The organism is uncultured Roseobacter sp. (assembly GCF_947491795.1).
Classification (GTDB): domain Bacteria; phylum Pseudomonadota; class Alphaproteobacteria; order Rhodobacterales; family Rhodobacteraceae; genus Roseobacter.
In genome coordinates this window covers 431,247-450,144 of record NZ_CANLKW010000003.1, presented here as the reverse complement: position 1 = coordinate 450,144, position 18,898 = coordinate 431,247, and the positions used below count along the sequence as shown (strand labels likewise).

17 protein-coding genes are annotated in these 18,898 nt (G+C 59.6%); 3 read left to right on the top strand and 14 right to left on the bottom strand.

Features of this window, described 5'->3' with window-relative positions:
• Positions 1-23: 23 nt before the first annotated feature.
• From Q1A34_RS14025 to Q1A34_RS13995, 7 genes are read right to left on the bottom strand one after another with little or no spacing between them, the layout of a single operon-like run.
• Positions 24-1,289: an ABC transporter substrate-binding protein gene (locus Q1A34_RS14025; protein WP_300035217.1), complete on the bottom strand. Its 1,266-nt coding sequence runs from the start codon at positions 1,287-1,289 to the stop codon at positions 24-26.
• Between the two features lie 18 nt (positions 1,290-1,307).
• The gene (locus Q1A34_RS14020) at positions 1,308-2,261 is read right to left on the bottom strand and encodes a branched-chain amino acid ABC transporter permease (protein ID WP_300035214.1); all 954 of its coding nucleotides are present in this window, start codon (positions 2,259-2,261) and stop codon (positions 1,308-1,310) included.
• Positions 2,258-3,172, bottom strand: coding sequence for a branched-chain amino acid ABC transporter permease (locus tag Q1A34_RS14015; protein ID WP_300035211.1), 915 nt, complete (start codon positions 3,170-3,172; stop codon positions 2,258-2,260). The genes Q1A34_RS14020 and Q1A34_RS14015 overlap by 4 nt, the downstream gene beginning before the upstream one ends.
• Entirely contained in the window at positions 3,169-3,900 is a 732-nt protein-coding gene (locus tag Q1A34_RS14010) for an ABC transporter ATP-binding protein (RefSeq protein ID WP_300035208.1), read from the bottom strand. The genes Q1A34_RS14015 and Q1A34_RS14010 overlap by 4 nt, the downstream gene beginning before the upstream one ends.
• Positions 3,893-4,654, bottom strand: coding sequence for an ABC transporter ATP-binding protein (locus tag Q1A34_RS14005; protein WP_300036687.1), 762 nt, complete (start codon positions 4,652-4,654; stop codon positions 3,893-3,895). The genes Q1A34_RS14010 and Q1A34_RS14005 overlap by 8 nt, the downstream gene beginning before the upstream one ends.
• Before the next feature lie 4 nt (positions 4,655-4,658).
• Entirely contained in the window at positions 4,659-5,735 is a 1,077-nt protein-coding gene (locus Q1A34_RS14000) for an aldo/keto reductase (protein ID WP_300035205.1), read from the bottom strand.
• Positions 5,728-6,117, bottom strand: a complete 390-nt coding sequence (locus Q1A34_RS13995; protein ID WP_300035202.1) for a TIGR04076 family protein — start codon at positions 6,115-6,117, stop codon at positions 5,728-5,730. The genes Q1A34_RS14000 and Q1A34_RS13995 overlap by 8 nt, the downstream gene beginning before the upstream one ends.
• 176 nt (positions 6,118-6,293) lie before the next feature.
• On the opposite strand from Q1A34_RS13995, the gene Q1A34_RS13990 reads away from it, so the two are divergent.
• Complete coding sequence (locus tag Q1A34_RS13990; protein ID WP_300035199.1) at positions 6,294-7,748, top strand: aldo/keto reductase; 1,455 nt, start codon at positions 6,294-6,296, stop codon at positions 7,746-7,748.
• Between the two features lie 549 nt (positions 7,749-8,297).
• Here Q1A34_RS13990 and Q1A34_RS13985 read toward each other — a convergent pair.
• Both Q1A34_RS13985 and Q1A34_RS13980 read right to left on the bottom strand, forming a co-directional pair.
• Entirely contained in the window at positions 8,298-10,694 is a 2,397-nt protein-coding gene (locus tag Q1A34_RS13985; protein ID WP_300036684.1) for a YbcC family protein, read from the bottom strand.
• 23 nt (positions 10,695-10,717) lie between these two features.
• Complete coding sequence (locus Q1A34_RS13980; RefSeq protein ID WP_300035196.1) at positions 10,718-12,268, bottom strand: proton-conducting transporter membrane subunit; 1,551 nt, start codon at positions 12,266-12,268, stop codon at positions 10,718-10,720.
• Between the two features lie 101 nt (positions 12,269-12,369).
• On the opposite strand from Q1A34_RS13980, the gene Q1A34_RS13975 reads away from it, so the two are divergent.
• Positions 12,370-13,254, top strand: a complete 885-nt coding sequence (locus tag Q1A34_RS13975; protein WP_300035192.1) for a LysR family transcriptional regulator — start codon at positions 12,370-12,372, stop codon at positions 13,252-13,254.
• Here the strand turns inward: Q1A34_RS13975 and modC are convergent.
• Genes modC through modA form a run of 3 tightly spaced genes read right to left on the bottom strand, consistent with a single transcriptional unit; the run spans position 13,240 to position 15,813 of the window.
• A complete protein-coding gene (modC, locus tag Q1A34_RS13970; protein ID WP_300035189.1) occupies positions 13,240-14,340 on the bottom strand; it encodes a molybdenum ABC transporter ATP-binding protein in 1,101 nt (366 codons plus the stop codon). The genes Q1A34_RS13975 and modC overlap by 15 nt on opposite strands.
• A complete protein-coding gene (modB, locus tag Q1A34_RS13965; protein ID WP_300035186.1) occupies positions 14,340-15,032 on the bottom strand; it encodes a molybdate ABC transporter permease subunit in 693 nt (230 codons plus the stop codon). Before modB ends, modC begins: the two co-directional genes overlap by 1 nt.
• A gap of 7 nt (positions 15,033-15,039) precedes the next feature.
• Positions 15,040-15,813 (bottom strand): molybdate ABC transporter substrate-binding protein, encoded by a 774-nt coding sequence (gene modA, locus Q1A34_RS13960; RefSeq protein WP_300035183.1) that lies wholly within the window; start codon positions 15,811-15,813, stop codon positions 15,040-15,042.
• Between the two features lie 118 nt (positions 15,814-15,931).
• Here modA and Q1A34_RS13955 point away from each other — a divergent pair, with 118 nt between their 5' ends.
• On the top strand, positions 15,932-16,600 hold the full coding sequence (locus Q1A34_RS13955; protein ID WP_300035180.1) for a DNA-3-methyladenine glycosylase I: 669 nt from the start codon (positions 15,932-15,934) through the stop codon (positions 16,598-16,600).
• On the opposite strand, the gene arsJ is transcribed toward Q1A34_RS13955, so the two are convergent.
• Both arsJ and Q1A34_RS13945 read right to left on the bottom strand, forming a co-directional pair.
• Positions 16,597-17,850 carry an organoarsenical effux MFS transporter ArsJ gene (gene arsJ / locus Q1A34_RS13950; RefSeq protein WP_300035177.1) on the bottom strand — a complete coding sequence of 418 codons (1,254 nt, stop codon included), beginning with the start codon at positions 17,848-17,850 and terminating at the stop codon, positions 16,597-16,599. The two genes, Q1A34_RS13955 and arsJ, sit on opposite strands and share 4 nt — an antisense overlap.
• A complete protein-coding gene (locus tag Q1A34_RS13945) occupies positions 17,850-18,848 on the bottom strand; it encodes an ArsJ-associated glyceraldehyde-3-phosphate dehydrogenase (protein WP_300035174.1) in 999 nt (332 codons plus the stop codon). Before Q1A34_RS13945 ends, arsJ begins: the two co-directional genes overlap by 1 nt.
• Positions 18,849-18,898: the final 50 nt, after the last annotated feature.

Sequence of the window (18,898 nt, the reverse complement as noted above, 5' to 3'; positions counted from 1 at the left end):
CCCGGACTCCATCGCCGGCTGGTTCAGTTGAGTGTGCCCATAAAGGCGTCAACTTCATCCAGCGATATGTACTGCAACTCTTCGATGCCAGCCTCAGTGAAACCCCAGGTCACCGCAGGTGCCGAAACGTCGCCGTTGGGATCGAAACGCACGTTGCCTGTCGCGCCCTGGTAAAAGACGTTGCCGCCCGAAGCCAGAATTTCCTTGGCAGCAGCAAACCCTTCGGCGTCTGCAGAAACGGGCGTCCCGTCCGGATCTGTCACTTTGCTGACCATGGCTGCGATGGCCTCTCCGGTGGCATCCTTGCCGGCAGCTTCCATCGCCAGGAGCGCGATCATTGTCGCGTCATAGCTGTTGGACAGGCCCGGACCATTTGGCGCGGCACCAAAGTGCTCAGTGTACTGATCGACAAACTTTGTGGCCGACGCGCTGCGTGGCGAGGCGGTATCAGTACCAACCATGTTGCCAAGATACTGAAGGCCGACGTTTTCACGGAATTCGTCAGATTTCAGCGAATTGGCCACGATCATGTTCTGCGTGCCACCCAGCGAAAGCCACTCGCGCACGGCAGCTGTACCTTCTTTGGGGTAGAGCGCCAGATAGACCGCTTCAGGCTTACCCTTGAGCGCTTCCGTCACTTCGGCGCGGTAAGATGCCTGGCCGTCGTTCAGCGCAACCGAGCCGGTGACCTCGATGCCAAGGGCTGAAAAATCGGCCGCCACGAGCTTGCCAATGTCCTGGCCCCAGTCATCGTTCTTGTAAAGAACGGCGACTGACTTGTAGCCCTTGTCACGTGCCACCATTGCGGCCACGGCAGACTGAACGCCGGTGGTTGCAAAAGTGCGAAACCACAGCCCCTTTGTCTTGCCTTCTTCGGCCAGTCCGGTGAAAGCCGTGGAGGAAGAGCAGCACGACATCTGCATCACGCCCGCAGGTGCCGTTACAGAGGTCAGGATAGGCATGGAAACACCGCTGGATACAGCGCCCAGAAGCACCTGAACACCGTCCAGGTCGACCAGCGCCTTGGCCGCGTCGACGCCGACTTTTGGATCAACCTGGCTGTCGCGCAAAACCATTTCGATATCACAGCCTGCAACACCACCTGCCTCGTTGACCTGTTCAACGACATATTGCGCGGTTGCAGCAATCGGTTTGCCCCAGTCTACGGAGGTTGGCAGCACCGCACCGATTTTGGTGGTGCAGTCCTGCGCTGCTGCAGCACCGCCTGCGGCTGAAATGCCCGCGGCAAGGCCCATGGCAAGGCCGGTTCTTGTAACGTTAATTTTCATGTTTTTCTCCCGTTGTAATTATTGTCTGGCACGTCCCGTTTGCGAGACAACCAGTCTTTCCGCAAAAAGCCCCTGCGGGCGCCACATGAGCATGCCCACAATGACAAAACCGATCAGAACAAACTGGACCGAACCGGTGTAGAGTTGCATCTCCAGCGGCGCAAATCGCGACAGGGCCCAGCCACTGGCCGTCCAGGCCCCCCAGATCAGAAAGGCACCTGCAACAGCGCCACGGTTATTTCCCGCCCCGCCAACGATCAGCATTGCCCAGATCTGGAATGTGAGGATCGGCAGCACATCCTGTGGACTGATAAAAGCGTAAAAGGTGCCATAGAGTCCACCACTCAGGCCCATGATGACTGATCCTGTTATAAATGAGATCAGACGGATGCGCGCCGGGTTCTTGCCCAGCGATTTTGCCGCAGTTTCGTCCTCGCGGATCGCGCGCAGTAGTCGGCCAAACGGCGACCGGATCAGACGTTGCAGGAAAAGATAGACCAGTACCAGCAAGATCAGAACAAAGGCCAGAAAGAGCAGGTTGTAGGTAAAACCGTCCCCCAGCCAGGCCAGCAACGGGCGTTGGAACCCGCGTAGCCCCTGTGCGCCGCCGGCAAACCCGCTAGCGTTGCGCAGGAGGTTTTCAAAGGCTACGGCGACGCCGAAGGTGGCAATCGCCAGATAGTCATGCCGCAGCCGCAGTGTCAGTACACCCACCACCCAAGCCATCAGTCCGGCAGCCATCATTCCGCCCAGCAGCGCCAGCGGGTAAAAGAGCTGGTATCCGCCCAGATGCGCGTCCTGGGGCGTGCCGCCAAGGATCAGGGTGCCGTAAGCACCTGCGCCGAAAAAGGCGACAACTCCACCGTTAAAGAGCCCGGTATTTCCCCACTGGAGATTGAGGCCAAGCACGGCAATGGCCAGGATCGCGGCGACCGTTGTGAAGAACACCAGATATGAAATGACGCCGATCACGTGCGCTCCTCTCCGAATAGCCCGGTCGGGCGTACCAGAAGAACGGCGAGGATGATCAGAAACGGTACGGCGGGGCTGTACCCCGAAGGCAGGATCAGAAGCGCGACATTTGACGCAATGCCAACCAGAAACCCGCCAAGAACTGCGCCATAGATACTGCCGATGCCGCCAACAATGGTTGCCGCGAATATGGGCAGCACCAGATCGCGGCCCAGCACAGGGTTGATCTGGTTGGTCAGCCCGTAAAAGATACCGGCTGCCGCAGCCAGGCCGCCGCCGATCAGCCAGATCAGAGTGATCATTCTGTTCAGGCTGATGCCGGATACCTGCGCGAGTGTCGGGTTTTCTGCGACCGCACGCAGGCTGTAGCCGAAGGTCGTGCGCGACAGCACCAGATGCAGGATCACCATGATCACCAGGGCCGCAACAAGCGAGAACACCTGATCAGGCTTGATCAGCAAAAGCGGATCACTGCTGATCATCACCGCGAAGATAATATCATTTGTGTAGAGTTGCGCCTGGAGGCCGAAGATCAGCCCCAGAATGTTCCGAACGATCATGGCGACACCGAAAGAGGCAAAAACCATCGACAATTCGCCCCCCTTTGCGCGCACGCGTCGGAACACCAGCCGGTCAATCGCAACAGCTGAAAGCCCGGTCACGCCCATCGCCACGATGATCGACAGGGACAGTGACCAGGTCAGGCTGAGCGGTCCGACCGCTGCGGCAAGACCATTGTGAATGCCCGCAAAAATGCCGTCGAAAACCAGCGCACAATAGGCACCGATAGAGAGAAGCTCGGCATGCGAGAAGTTCGCAAACCGCAGCATGTGCATGGCCATGGTCAGCCCGATTGCGCCCAGAGACAGGATCGATCCTACCAGAATGCCGTCTGCAAAATGCTGGATCATGTTGCGGCCATCCGCTTGCCGCCCAGATAAATCTGGCCCACCACCGGGTCATTCATCAGATCGGCGGCAGGCCCGTCCACCTGGTTACGGCCATCCGCCAGAATGTAGCAGTGATCGGCAATACGCAGCGCCTGGCGGACGTTCTGCTCCACCAGCACGATCGTAACACCGCTGTCCGTAAGGGCGCGGGCCTGTTGCAGGACCTCTTCTGCGGCCCTGGGGGCAAGACCGGCAGATGGTTCATCCATCAGGATCACGGACGGCTCAATCGCCAGCGCCATGGCAACTGCCAGAAACTGCCGTTGCCCGCCAGAGAGCGCACCGGCTTTTTCCTTTTGTTTTGCTGCCAGCGGGGGAAACCGGGCAAAAAGCTCATCCAGCCGTCGCGCACGGTCCTGTCCGGCGCGTCGCAGAACCAGATCAAGGTTTTGCCGGATTGTCAGCGAACGAAAGATGTTGTCGGTCTGCGGAACATAGGCCACACCGCGCGCGCCCATGGTGTCCGGGCGCGGATTGGTGATGTCCTGGCCACTCAGATGCACCTGACCGGCGCTGACCGGAACCAGCCCTGCTATGGCTTTGATCAGAGTGGATTTTCCTGCGCCATTAGGTCCGATAACAACGGTTACTTTTCCGCGTTCCGCCGCAAGTGAAACGTCTTGCAGGATCGGGAGTTCGGGCACGTAGCCCGCCACTATTCCATGGGCCTTCAGGACGGGATCAGTCAATTGCCGCAGCCCCCAGATAAGCTTCGAGCAACAACGGGTCGTTCTGTGCCTCTTCGGGGCTGCCGTGAAACACCATGCGTCCTTCGGCCATCGCGATCACCGGCGCACAGTGCTGCATGACAAAGTCCATGTCATGCTCGATAATCACAAAGGTTTTGCCGGCGCGGTTCAGTTCCTCGATCTTACTGATCAGCACGCGGGTCAGCGTGGGGTTCACGCCCGCGGCGGGTTCGTCCAGCAGGATCAGATCAGGATCCCCCATCAGTACTCTTGCCAGTTCCAGCAGTTTCATCTGACCACCGGAGATCTGCCCTGCGGCCTGATCGGTCAGATGATCTAGGGTGACAAACTCCAGGACCTCCATCGCTCTGGCGCGGATTGCATCTTCTTCGCGGCGCATGTCTCGCGCGCGCAGGAACGGACCGGCAAGCTTTTCACCTGTCTGGGCAAGCGGCGCGAGCATGACATTTTCGAGCACAGACATTTTTGCAAACGGGCGGGGTATCTGGAATGTCCGTCCCAGACCAGCCGCAAACAGCCTGTCCGACGGCATAGCGGTCACGTCGCTGCCTTTGAGCATGACTGTGCCGGATGTGGGCGCAAGTGTGCCGCACAACACGTTGAAAAGCGTTGTCTTCCCGGCGCCGTTCGGTCCGATCAAGCCGGTAATGCTGCCCTTTTCGATGCCCACAGTGATGTCATCCACGGCGCGGAACGGTCCGAAATCACGGGTTATCCCGCGCAGGCTGAGGATTGTCTCAGCCATCTGCACCCAGCACATTATCAACGGGTTTTGTGTTCAGGTTGTATTTCATAATGCGACCGTGCCGGCTGGTCCGGTCGGCTTCCAGCGCAAAGACATCGCCCTGTGGTCCCGGCGCCTGGGTCAGCACGGCATCCAGCGTCGCCCGATCCGTTTCGTCGAGACTGAGATCAAAGACTTCCAGTGTACGGGGCAGGTGGCGGGCGTAGCGTGCGCCGACAATTCCTGCCGCGACCTGAGGCTGGTCAAGGACCCAGCGGGTGGCAACTGAACTCAGCGACACACCATGCCGGTCGCCGACAGTTTTCAGCGCACGCAGCAATTCCTGAAAGACGTCCCAGGGGCCGAATTCGTCAATGATCAGCCGGTACTTAACCAGGCTTCGGTTTTCAAACAGAAAGCCCGGGTCCGGTCTGCCCAGCCAGTTTTCTGTCAGAAATCCGCCCGCCAGAGTGCCATAGCACACCAGTTGAATGTTCTGATCTGTTGCCCAGTCTGACAGGCTGCCCGCTGGTCTGCGGTCGAGCACCGAATACTGCACCTGGGCTGCGGCAATATCAAAACCAGCCTCGACAAAGGGCGCAATCTGGCCACGATCCCAGTTGTTGATACCAAGGTTTCCGATTTTGCCCGCTGCCTGCAGGTCTTTCAGCACGCTCAGCCCTTCAAGCGGTGCGCCCATCTTCAGGTCCCACCAGTAGAATTGCACCAGATCCAGCCTTTCGACCTGCAGCCGTTTCAGGGAGCGGTCGATAATGGCTTCAACATCGGCTGGCCGGATATGTTCCAGAAGGGTCAGGTCGGGCACGAGCTTGGTGTGCACGCAGATCCTGTCGGCAACAGACGCCCCCCGCCGCTGGCGGACATCCGCTATGAATTCTCCGATCATTTCCTCTACACCGACATAAATGTCCGCGCAGTCGAAAGTGGTGATGCCGGCATCGAGAAAAGCTTCCATGTCGCGGATGGCACTCTCGCGGTCCACCTCGCCGTGATCTCCTGCCAGTTGCCAGCCGCCTTTGATCACCCGGGAAATGTCATGCCCGGGCCGCAGTGTTGCTGTCTCAGCCACTCGGGCTCTCCTGTTCTTTCAGCCAATAGGGTGTGTCCCGCGCCTCGGGCAGTCCGGTGGTCTCGGCATGCGAGAACCAGCGTTTCTCCCCCCGCAGGATACGAAACCGGCCACCGCAGTGCGGATCGGGGCAGTCGATCTCCGCGTCTGTGGACATCCAGTCGGCGGGCGCAGTCGGACGCTGTTTCGCCGGCAGCAAAGGCAACAGCGCTGCGAGCGCGTACATAGAGACTTTTTGTCCCTGATCAAAAATCAGCAACTCGCCTTCAACCCGGAAACTCTCGCCCTCAACGTGCCGGCAAACGGGTGTTCGGTCTCCGATCACGGTTTCCACACGCAGGTCGTAAAGCCAGAAGCCGTTATCATCCGGGCCGGTTGTCATCTTTTACCCCCAAAGCGCCGGTCTGCCGTTCGCAGGACAATATCCGGTCTTTTCATCAGGCTGCGGCTAACAGAGCGGGCTGTCAACCGCTACTGTCTCTGAGCTGCACGGCGGGTCATGGACAACGGGTGCGTGATCAATCAGAAATCACTTAATGCCCTCAGACCGGAGAACTTATGACGCCGCTCCCGCAGTATCCGCTGACCGACAGACTCTCCATATCCCGCGTTTTGGTAGGCCTGTGGCAGGTCGCGGACATCGAAAAAGACGGTGATTTGATCGATCCGGAAACAGGTGCGGGATATCTGGAAGACTATGTGCGGGACGGGTTCGGGACCTTTGATATGGCCGATCACTATGGCACCTCAGAGCTCATAACCGGCGCGCTTTTGCGCCGTGATACCGGGACGCGCCCTGTGGTTTGCACCAAATGGTGCCCTGTGCCTGGCGCGATGACACCGCAGGTCGTGCGGGCCGGGGTCCGGGAGCGGCTGGACAGACTTGGGACAGACCGTGTGGATCTGCTGCAGTTTCACTGGTGGAGTTTTGAACACCCCGCCTGGCTTGATGCGCTCCACGAGATGGCAAAGCTGCGCGACGAGGGGCTGATCGGCGAAATCGGTGTGACAAATTTTGATGCCGCACATCTCAGACTGGCGTTGTCGGATGGCATTCCGCTGGTCAGCAATCAGGTGCCGTTTTCCCTGATTGACAGGCGCGCGGCTGGTCCGCTTGCAGAACTGTGCGCTGCCAGTGGTGTCCGTCTTCTGGGGTATGGAACGCTTGCGGGTGGCTTTCTGTCCGAACGCTGGCTGGGCCGTGCCGAGCCCGAAGACATCGGCGACTGGAGCAAAATGAAATACAAACGCTTTATCGACACCGCCGGTGGCTGGGATGTCTTTCAGTCCCTGCTTGAAGTGGTGGCCGGAATAGCGAAAAAGCACGGTGTTTCCATACCAAACGTCGCCACGCGCTGGGTTCTGGAAAACCCTGCCGTTGCCGGTGTCATTATCGGCGCAAGGCTGGGCGAGGCGCAGCATTCCGCTGACAACCGGCGGCTGTTCAGCTTTGAGCTGGATGCAGAAGATCATGCCGCACTGAACGACGCCTTTGGCCGGTCACGGCCATTGCCGGGTGATTGTGGTGACGAATACCGCAAACCGCCGTTCCTGACGGCATCAGGTGATCTGAGCCATCACCTGGATGAAATGCCGCGTGCAATGACCGTCGAAGAGGTGCCCGACCGGCCCGGTGAGACAAGGGTGCTGACAGGAAGCGAATGGGAGGATATCGCGGGCTACTGCCGAGCACGCCGGATCGGAGACCGGATACTGGTTTCGGGCACAACGGCAACGGCCGGTTCGGACCGGGTTGTTGCAGGTGGCGATGCGGGGGCCCAGACCACCTTCATTCTGGACAAAATCGGTGCGGCGCTCAGCGCTCTGGGGGCCAGTACCGAGGATGTTATCCGGACACGGGTCTATCTGAGTGATGCTGAGGATGTTCTCGCGGTTTCTCAAGCGCATGGGCGTGTTTTCGGTGATGTGAAACCTGCCAATACTTTGCTGGAGGTGTCCCGGCTGATCGGCGATTACCGTGTGGAGATTGAGGCCGAAGCAATTGTGAGGTGATGAGCGAGGCACCCGCCTTGTGGTTTTTTGATCCGCAGCGCAAGCGCAATGGCAGACAAGGGTTGCGGAGTTCTCATCCTCCGCATGACGTTAAACGCAAACGTTCCTGAACGACATTTGCAAAAAATTAACCGGCCTGGGGACCACGAGATTCAGCCTGCAAGTCCGCGATGATACGTCCTGAATATCTCACAACAGATCGGCAGCCATGCGCCGGACTGCCACGATAACCAAAAGCAGTATATTGACCGGGGTGCCTCCCGCCGCGACGGGGGCGTAGACAAATCCGGGCCATCGTCTGAAATCAATGTGAGATGAGACGGCCAGGATAAATGATCCTCCTGTTTGGGAATGGCAGGATCACGGCGGCGCAAATTTCACCGGTTGCGCAGGGCGCTTAAAGACGTTCGCCTCAGATGCCTGCACGAAACAGCTGTAGTGCGGCATAAAGCGCGCATCTGGCAGCTCCTCAAATCTGAAACATCCCAGGAGCTGCTGGCGCAGTAGCGTCGAAAAGCAAAGACTGCCAACGGTTTAAACCCGCCCGGATCAGCCAACGTGTTCCTTTGTCCAGGTCAGATCCCCTGAATAACGGTCCGTGACCTGACCATCGTCCGAGAGGACAAACAGATGCAGCCAGCGGTTGTCAAACAATGCCCGGACTTGCGGATGTTTCTCAAGTATTGCGGTCACGGCCTCCTGGGGTGCTGCCACGTAGACCGACAACCGCAGCGGCTCGTGCCGGAGCGTTTCGCCATCGTGAACGGATTGAAGCGGCAGGCCGGTTCTGAGCATGCCCCCGTTGCCTTCAACGACGCCGATGCCACCGGTCACGTTGTGCAGCAGCTTGTTTCCAGACCCGAAAACGTCAGGAGACACCGATGAGCCATAGTATTGCAGACTGATCCAGCTGGCGACCACGACCGGGGCGGTCAGGATCAGTTCCAGTACACCGTATCCGGCACCGGCATCCTTGTGGTGGTCGTATTCATGCAAAAACACCTGTCCGTCGAAGCTGTCCGCGCCGGTCTGGCTCCGCGGTGCGGCAACGAACGCGCGACAACCGGCAAGTCCCCATTCGGGGCGCGTTTCCGCCCAGTTTTGTGCGCGGGTGTGAATGTCGCTGTGACTGCCGGCACCCGGCAGCGCTGGCATCCGCTCGGACCGAGCGCTCTGTGAGGCAAGCTTCAGCCAGGCCTCTGTCTGCGCCTTGTCCGGCGCATATACCGACAGATCGATGTCCTGCCAGTACACAGCCACATCATCGGTCGTTGTGTTATGCAGCCCCGCCACAAAAACCGTATCCTGCGGGATGGATATTCCATGCGAAACCAGACCCGCGCGCACGTCGGCCCGGTTCAGGATGCCCGCCAGCAACCTTGCGTTGACTTCGCCGGAGTATCCACCGCAGGCACCGCATTGCAGTCCGCTGGCGTGCGGGTTGTTGCTGGTTTCTGCGCCATGGCCGCACAAAAGCACAACAGGGGCAAAGCCGTCGGTGAGCGACATCGCCTGCAGGATTGCAGCGGCGGCGCTGATCTGTGCGCCGGTGTCCATGTCAGGCTGCGGGCAGGCGCTCTGCATTCCGGGCGCGGTCCTGGCGCTTTGGCCCAGCCCGTCGGACACGAGCCGCGCGGCATAATAGGGTCCGGTTGCTTCAACGCAGGCAAAACAGGACACCGCAGCCTGGCGGAACCGACCCCAGGCGCGCTCGGCCCGGGCCAGCCAGCGTGACTGGTTATCTGCGCGCGCAGCATCAGCATCCGTCCCGGTTTCGGCAGAGCTGAGGCCTGGATTAAGCAATACGGGCAGCCGCAGCTCGTCAACGTCTGAGCCGCACGCATTGTGCTTCACCGCGAGGCCAAAGAACCCCGCAAATCCGAGGGTTTGTATCCCGGTATCGGTGTTTTCCAACGCTCTGCGGAAGACCTCTGACCGGACGTCGATACAGAACGCCGCCTGAAGCGCCATGCGTCCGGTCTTTGCAGCGGTCCGGGGTGAAAATTTTCCGGCAATCTGCCGCTGATGCGCCCGTTCCCCTGCTTCCTGCAAAATCTCGTCAATGACAAACGCCTCCGTGATCTGGGCAGGCTCGGCATGGGTCAGCTGCACGGCGAACCAGGTATTCTCCAGCTTTGCTTTAAAAGCTTTGAAAAGCGCAGCTTCCCACGTCAGGGCTATGGCCAGCATATCTGTCAGAGTGGTGTCCGTCGTACCTGCCAGTTCAGCTTTCCAAAGTTCATACCTTGCGACCTGGCTCCACCCACCGAGACCGAGCAACAGCTGATGGAAGTAACTTGCACATGCCGTTTCGCTCAGGCCGAGGATCGCACAGGCCTGCGCGATTGCGTCCTGAGCCGCGAGTGGTGTCGCGCGGACATGCGCGCGGAATGTCGTCAGCCCCATGATCTGAGGGCTCAGATCGGCTGTGGCCCAGGCGCGCCAAGCGGCCCAGGTGCCTGTGTCTTTTGGTGCGTGCCACATGGCCTGACCTGCATCAAAATATCCGCCAGCCCAGGCACCTGTGCGCTCTGCGACAAAGCCGGGCCAGTCAAAGCCGGTTTGCTCTGCGGCGAGATCTGCAACGGTCGGCAGTGGCGCGCGCGTCTTCTCCGATCCTTTGGCCGCCAGTTTGAGCACTTCGGTTGTCTCGGGTTTGATGCCATGGGAGCAGGCCGCCAGCGCGCCAGCGAGATCTGTGTCGGTAATCTGTCCGTCCATGATCTGTTGCTGATACCAGGACCGCGGCATCGTGACCCTGGCGGTGCTTATCCGGGACAGCATCTGTCCTGTCGCGGCGAGAGACTGAGTGCTCTGACCGAGATAAGGGTTGACCGCGACAGAGGAGGAAAGCGGCCAGACCGGGGGGATCTGCCGTCCGGCGTCCTCAGCGATTTTCACAAGGGTTTCAGCGTGCAGTGATTGCGAAGTGTTGTCCAGGGCCATGGGGGCGTCCTCTGTAAGCGTCATCATGAAAGTTTTGTCAGGCTGCGTGTTTTCAACAGTCTGTCCGTCAGTGCATTGGCGTAAAATCCGTTGGCGATGTGGACGCGCAGGCCAGCGATTGCAGGGATGTTTGCCCAATGTGCAAACATGCTTTGTGCGACGGCGACGGTACCAAAACTGATCAGCGCCAGCGCAATCAGCATCCATTCCAGCGCGCCCGGGACGGGGGCCAGGGGCAGTGTCCCCGCATAGATGGCGTCCGCGGCTGCCTGCAGCGCAAAGTAACTCAGCGATGCCCCAAGCGCATAAAGGGTTGTGCGTCGTGTCAGCTGGACCGGTGCGCGGTCAGCAAAACCCTGGGCCAGAAGATACGCGACCCCAAAGATCAGGATGGCGCCAAGCGCAAGTGCCTGTGGTGATTTGCCAGAAAAACCGAAGAGAATTGCGAGGGTGCCATAGATGGTCAGCGCTACGGTGAAAGCAAGCAGCACAGCACGCGGACCGGGGATTGCGACTGGGCCGGGTTTGCGAGCGGCTGTCACGGCGTCAACCGCCGTACCGGAGGAGAGGAATGCATGCGCCTTATAAAGTGAGTGTGCCACGATGTGCAGGAGGGCAATGGGAAAGAGCGCCAGGCCACATTGCAGGACCATAAACCCCATCTGTGCGATCGTTGACCACGCCAGTGAGGTTTTGATCGCGGGTTGTGTCAGCATGACCAGCCCGGCAAGCAGCGCTGTAAAGCCACCGATCAGAACCAGAAAAGCCAGTATTGCCGGTGCCAGCAGCATAACGTCCGCAAAGCGGATCAGCAGGAAACCACCGGCATTGATGACGCCTGCGTGGAGCAGAGCAGAAACGGGCGTCGGAGTTTCCATGACCTCCGTCAGCCATCCGTGAAATGGAAACTGTGCGGATTTCAGGACGGCCGCGATGGCCAGCAAGGCAGCCACTGCATAAAGCTCAGGTGCGCCAGATCCCGCCTGGGCCTTAGAAAGAATACCGGCGATATCGGCAGTGCCGTAGTAACCGGCCAAAAGTGCGGTGGCCGCGATAAGCGCCGCATCGCTGAGCCGCGCGGTCACTGACTTCTTAAATGCAGCCCGTGTTGCGGCTGTGCGGTCTTTGCAGAAAATCAACAGCTGGTGCAGAAACAGGCTTGTAGCGATCCAGGTAACAACCAGGACAGTCAGGCCACCCGACTGAACGAAAAGCAGAACACTGGCAACCGTCGCGCAGATCAGACCGGTGAACCTGTTCTGATCTTTTTCCCCGCGCAGATAGGTGCCGCTGTAACGCAAAACCACCCAGCCCACAAAGGAGACCAGCAGGGACATGGTGACCGTCAGCGCATCGATACGCACCGACAAACCAGCCGCGATCAGACCTGCCGAGCCGGGACCTTTGATCAGCAGTGCGACTAGCCCTGCAGCGGAGGAAGTTACAGCTGCCAGTGCGGCCCATTCACTGGCGCGTGCCAGACGGTCGGTCGGGTATCCAGGGGTCGTGCGTGCAGCAATCGCAACAATGGCCAGCAGGGCAGGTGCAATCAGTGGGATCAGGTAAACGGACATGGCGAACTCCGGCGCAAAGGTGTGTTGCACGGGAGTTAGCTTTTGCCGATAAATAAGAAAAATATATTGTATGTATTAAAATGTTCTGTTTTTAAGAACATATGGAATTCAACTATCACCATCTGCGATACTTTCAGGCTGTCGCCGAAGAGGGAAACCTCACCCGGGCTGCATCAATCCTGAACGTGTCTCAATCGGCGGTCTCTATGCAGATCCGGCAGTTAGAGGAACGCCTGGGTCAGGACCTGTTTGAGCGGCGCGGGCGCGCGCTTTTGCTGACCGAGGCCGGGCGCATCGCCCTGGATCATGCCAACGCAATCTTTGCGACGGGGCGCGAAATGGTCGCGACGCTGCAACAGACCGGTGCCGCGCGGCAGGTTTGCCGCATCGGCGCAATCTCAACACTGTCGCGCAACTTTCAGCTGGCGTTTCTGAAGCCGGTGCTGGGGCGTCCGGATGTTGAGGTTGTCCTCAGGTCAGGAAGTATGGCGGAGCTGAGTACGGCGCTGGCAGCGCTGCACCTTGATCTGGTTCTGACCAATCAGCCGCCGCCCGCAGATGCGCTGACGCCTTTTCAGGTGCAGCAGCTGGACCGCCAGAATGTCAGCCTCATTGGTCCTCCGGATACTGTCAGCATGAAAATGCCGTTGACGGATTTGCTGTTGCACGCGCCACTGATCCTGCCAACGCGTGCCAGCGGTGTCCGGGCCGGGTTCGATGCCCTGACAGAGCGGCTGGGCCTGCGTCCGCAGATTGCGGCAGAGGTGGATGACATGGCCATGATGCGCCTGCTGGTGCGCGATGGTGCGGGCCTGGCCGTTCTGCCCCCCATTGTAGTCCGCGACGAAATTGCCGCCGGAACTCTGGCGGAACTTGCCGTTTTGCCGGAGCTGACAGAGACATTCTATGGTGTGACGGTCGCGCGGCGGTTTCCCAACCCGCTGCTTGCCGGGCTTATGCAGCAGGACCGGTCACCGCCCGTCTGATCCGTGCCCGTCGCCTACCGCATCGCGGGGCACAGATACTGCTTTGATCACGGCATAAACCTGCATGCCGGGGCGCAGGTCCAGCGCATCGCAGGAGCGCCTCGTGATCCTCGCAAGGAGCGTGTTTCCGCCGGCATCAAGACGCGCCAGCACACCCGGCCCGTCGCCCTGTCGCAGATCAGTCAGGGTCGCCGGCAGGACATTCAGGGCGGATATGCCCGTGGGTGGGCGCGTGGCCAGCATCACATCCTGCGCCTCAATCCTTATGCGCAGTGCGCGCCCGGGCGGGTGATCGACACGCGGCAGCAGCAAAGGCAACCCGCCGGCTGACAGCTCGCTGATCCCATCGTCGTGATGGCGCACCAGTGTCGCGTTCAGCATAGCACCCGCAGACCGCACGCCGAGTGGCATCACCGCCGGATCGCTCAGGATCTGCAGCGCTGGTCCCTGTCCGGTAACGCGGCCGCTCTCAAGTGCTATGACGGTTGTGGCCAGTCTGGTCACTTCGCTGGCGGAGTGACTTACGTAGAGCACCGGCACTGACACCTCGTCACGGATCCGCTCGAAATAGGGCAGGATGTCCGATTTCCGGGCGTCATCCAGTGCTGCGAGTGGCTCATCTGCGAGGATGATCTCCGGGCTGGCAAGCAGCGCCCGGCCAATGGCCACACGTTGTTTTTCCCCGCCGGACAGCAATGCGGGCCGTCGATCCAGCAGGTGATGAATACCCAGCATTTCGATGACGCGGTCGGGGCTTTCCGGTGCGGCAGTGCGCGGCGCAAATCTGCGTCCATAGAGCAGGTTTTGCCGGACAGTCAGATGTGGGAACAATCGCCCTTCCTGGAAAATGTACCCGACCCTGCGTTTGTGCGGCGGGACCCAGATACCCTGTTCGGTGTCAAAAAGAACCCGGTCACCAATAGTGACGCGCCCCGATGCGGTGTTCAGCAGGCCTGCAACCGCATTGATGATGCTGGTTTTCCCGGTGCCAGAGCGCCCATAAAGGACAGTGATGCCCCGCGGTGCCTCAAATGCGGCATCCAAGGTAAATTCGCAGAAAGTCTGGGTCACCCGGACGCTGAGCATCACTTACCTCCGATGCGGCGTGCGATGCGCCGGGACAACACTTCCGACAAAAGCAGCGCTGCCATCGCAATGGCGACAGACACCATGACCAGACGCAGTGCGGCATTCTCGCCGCCGGGCACCTGGAGAAATGCATAAATTGCCGACGGGATCGTCTGCGTCTGCCCGGGGATGTTGGAGACAAAGGTAATGGTTGCGCCGAATTCCCCCATGGCTTTGGCAAAGGCCAGAATTGCACCGGCCAGAATGCCCGGCAGGATCAGGGGCAGAGTGATTGTCACAAAAACCCACAGGCGCGATGCGCCCAGCGTGCCCGCTGCGTCTTCGAGCTTCCGATCAACGGCTTCGATGGACAAGCGCATTGCGCGTACCATCAGCGGAAAGGCCATGATGGCTGCAGCCAGTGCGGCACCGGTCCAGTGAAAGGCGACGGTGATGCCAAACACATCCAGTAAACGGCCCAGCGGGCCCTGAGGCCCAAAGCCCAGCAACAGCAGGTATCCTGTGACAACCGGGGGCAGGATCAGTGGCAGCAATACGAGCCCGTTGACCAGCTGCTTGCCCGGAAATTCGCGCCGGGCCAGGACAAAAGCGATCCAAAGGCCAGGGGGCAGGCTCAACAGAGTGGCCCAGAAGGCGACACGCAGCGACAGCGCAACGGCCTGCCATTCGTCTGCACTCAGCCACTCCATGGGATGCCTACTCCGCCAGCGCGGCAAAACCGAGCCGCGTCAGGACTTTATCTGCCTGCGGGCCGCGCAGATAGTCAAGAAATGCGCGCACGGTTTCGCTGTCCCGGTTTGTTACTGCGGCCACCGGGTAAATGATCGGAGGATGGCTGCCATCCGGAAAGTGACCGACAAGGCTGACGCGGGGCTCCGCCAGGGCATCCGTGGCGTAGACAATCCCGAAGGGCACAGCGCCTGTAGCCACCAGTGCAAGCGCGGACCGCACATTGTCTGTCTGAACAACCTTTGCCTCAAGCTCCTGCCAGACGCCCAGCTTTTGCAGCGCGGCTTTGCCGTAAACACCCGCGGGAACCGCATTGACCAGCGCCATGGCGAGCCGGTCCGCACCAATAATGCTCGAAAGGCTCTTGGCCGTCATTGCCACGCTTTTCTGTCCGACCGGAGGGGAAGCAATCAGAACGAGCCGGTTACCCGTGAGGTCAAAGCGGGTGCCCGTTGCCGTCGCGCCTTTGGTGTCCAGGTATGCCATCCAGTCAGAATTGGCGGAAACAAACACATCCGCAGGTGCCCCCAGCCCGATCTGTCTGGCCAGCACAGACGAGCCCGCAAAAGAAAAAAGGACACTATGACCGCTCTGGCTTTCGTAGGCCGCAGCAATTTCCTCGAGCGCGTTTTTCAGACTGGCCGCCGCAAAAACGGTAATCTGTTCGGCCCGCACGGTCGTTACTGTGAGTGTCAGGCAAGAGCACAGAAGTATCAGGGCAGAGAGGATGCGCGGGATCATGGATGTACTGTCGTGCAGGTGCCCGGAGGGTGCAAGCCCTGCGACCTGCTGTCAGGTTATGGCAGTATCCTGTGGTTTTGTGGCATCCTGACGTTTTCTGACACCTGAGGAGCGATCCATGCGGACCCTGAACGATATTCTGGCCATCAGCAGTGAGCGCAAAGGTGGCGAAACAGCATTATTTGAAGGGTTTGAACCTTCTCTGACCGCGGGCGAGATATCTCAGATCCCGGATGACCGGTGGCTGGCGCAGATGACCAGATCAATCTTTCAGGCAGGTTTTAACTGGAAAGTCGTGGACAGCATGTGGCCCGGTTTTGAAACTGCTTTCCGGGGGTTTGATCCAGGTCCCTGCGCTTTCATGGATGACGTATGGTTTGACGCGCTGGTGACAGACAAATCCATTGTCCGGCACGGGCCCAAGATTCGTGCAGTTCAGGAAAATGCGGCGTTTATTCTTGATATCAGAAAAGAGCACGGCGGTTTTGGGCGTTTCATCGCGGATTGGCCGGCACCAGAGTTCGCCAGCCTGCTGTTGCGCCTCAAATCGGACGGTTCCCGGCTGGGTGGGGCAACGGGTCAGTACTTCCTGCGCTTCATGGGTGTGGACGGGTACATCCTGTCGCGTGATGTTGTTGGCCGCCTTGTGGCAGAAGGGGTCATCGACAAGGCACCATCGTCAAAAAAGTCGATGATGGCCGTGCAGGCGGCATTCAACACCTGGGCCGATCAATCAGGTCGTTCCCTGAAAGAAATCAGCAGAATTCTGGCAACCAGCACGGGCTAGGCACGCAGTCTTGATGCGCCGAATGTGCTGAGGACCAGCATAGCTGCCGCTGTGGCCAGACAGGCAGGCAAACCGCCGATCTGGTAGCTGGCACCGGACGACACTGTTCCGAGCAGTCTGCCTGCGGCGTTTGCCATATAGTAAAACCCCACATCCATCGTGACACGCTCGCCTGTGCTGAAGGCGAGGATCAGATAGGAATGCAGCGCAGAGTTCACAGCAAATACTGCGCCAAAGACCAGTAACCCTGCAACCAGTGTTGCGGTCAGCCACAGCGCAGGGGTGTTCGCTGCCCAGACAAGTACAGCCAGCAGCGCCGGGATCGCCACCAGCGCTGCGCTCCAGTTGCGAGCAGCCGCCACAAGTTCCGCGCCGGGCCGCGTCGCGGCGCGAAGAACTTTTGGCGCGTTGGCCTGAACCGCGCCGTACAGGATGATCCAAAGCGCCATAAAGCTCCCGATCATAAAGAACGCGGCGCGGTTGCCAGCTTCGGTGCCATCCGACAAAACGGCGTAGAAATAGATCGGAATGCCGACGACGAACCACACATCGCGCGCGCCAAAAAGAAACACGCGCGCAAAGCTGAGCCAGTTGATGTTCGGATTGCTGGAAAAAACATCCCTGAATTTTGCATCTTTTCGTCCTGTGGGCAGGCCAGATGGCATCCGCACCACCAGAGCGACAAACACAAGTGTCAGCACAAGAGCCATACCCAGAACGGCGGCCTTGAGGCCTGCAATTCCCAGAAGCACAGCACCCAGCAGGAACCCCAAACCTTTGACGGCATTTTTCGACCCGGTCAGAAGCGCCACCCACCGGAACAGACCGCCGTTTTCCGGCGGCGCCAGCAGCTTCACGGCAGACTTGGCACTCATTTTTGACAGGTCCTTGGCCACGCCGGACGCCCCCTGCACGGCCATCACAAAAACGACCGAGGCGCCGACGCTCCAGGACGGATCCAAAAGGGTCAGCGACACTAGGGCAAGGATCTGAATGCCCAGCCCGGCGTAGAGCGTACTTGTCAGGCCAAACCGGGCCGCGATCCAGCCGGCGCTGAGATTGGTGACGATACCGGCAACCTCGTAGAGCACAAACAGATAGGCAAGCTGAACGGGTGAAAAGCCCAGCGTATGGAAGTGCAGCAGAACAAGCATCCGCAGCGCGCCATCGGTCAGCATAAAGGCCCAGTACGCAACAGTGACAGCAATATAAGCCGCCAGCCCGTCCTGTGTTCCGGCGTCGCGTGCCATCAGAGGCTGTCGCCCACCATTCGCGCGACATCGACCAGCCGGTGTGCATAGCCGAACTCATTGTCATACCAGACATAGACTTTCAGCTGCGTGCCGTTGACCACCATGGTCGAGGGCGCATCCACAATGCCGGACCGGGGGTCGTTCGTGTAATCCGCACTGACAAGGGGACGTTCCTCGTAGCCCAGGATACCTTTGAGGGGGCCGTTTGCAGCATCGCGGAACAGCGCGTTGACCTCCTCTGCTGTGGTTTCCTGCTCCAGCTCGAAAACACAGTCCGTCAGCGACGCATTCAGCAAAGGCACCCGCACGGCATGGCCGTTCAGACGCCCCCTGAGTTCAGGATAAATCAGGGTGATCGCCGTCGCACTTCCCGTCGTCGTCGGGATCAGGGAGTTCAGGGCGGACCGCGCACGGCGCAGGTCTTTTGCAGGCCGGTCAACGATTGTCTGCGTGTTGGTAACGTCGTGAATCGTTGTGATTGATCCGTGCCTGATTTTCAGGTTTTCATGCACGACTTTGACCACAGGCGCGATGCAGTTTGTGGTGCAGCTGGCAGCCGTAACGATGCAGTGCTGGTCAGGATCGTAGACATCATGGTTCACGCCGTAGACAATGTTTGCAGTCGGGCCATTCTTGACCGGCGCAGAGACAACGACTTTTTTCACACCAGCCTGAAAATAGGGGGCGAGCGCAGCTTCGGTTTTGAAAGCGCCCGTGCAGTCCACGACGACGTCGACGCCGTCCAACGGCAGGTCTTCCGGTCGGCTGTGGCCGAAAACCGGCAGATGCGTTCCATCGATGGTAATGGCCCCTGATGTGGCGCTGAATTCAGCTGGCCAGCGACCATGCACTGTATCGAACTCAAGCAGATGCGCATGCATGGCTGCATCCCCTGTCGCATCGTTCGCCCAGGCAATATCCATGCCTGCCTCCAGCATTGGACGCAGCGCGAGTTTGCCAATCCGTCCCAGGCCATTCAGTGCATAAGTTGTCATCGTCTCGGTTCTCTCCGGTCCTGTCTGCGAAGGGTTGCGACGCGGTATTT